The following is a 213-nucleotide window of genomic DNA, read 5'->3' on the forward strand; positions in this document are numbered from 1 at the left end:
CAGCCAGGCGTACGTCGCCTCCGACTGCGGCAGCTCGACGTGGACGGGCACGTCGTCGTCGAGCACGCCCTCGGCGCGGGCCGCGTCGACGGCCGCGGCGACCCCGCGGGCGGTGCCGGCCCGGTCGTCGAGGTCACGCAGCGCGACGTCGAGGCCGGTGAGCACGAGCCCCCGCCGGCGGCACAGGGCGGCCGGGCCCGCGAGCTGGCCGGC

General features: G+C 80.8%; 1 protein-coding gene. It reads right to left on the reverse strand.

Annotation, left to right across the window (positions count from 1 at the left end):
• The coding region (locus tag QWY29_RS20840) for a hypothetical protein (RefSeq protein ID WP_300963114.1) at positions 1-213 on the reverse strand (213 nt) is incomplete at both ends.

This window comes from Nocardioides abyssi, assembly GCF_030412915.1.
GTDB classification, from domain to species: domain Bacteria; phylum Actinomycetota; class Actinomycetes; order Propionibacteriales; family Nocardioidaceae; genus Nocardioides; species Nocardioides abyssi.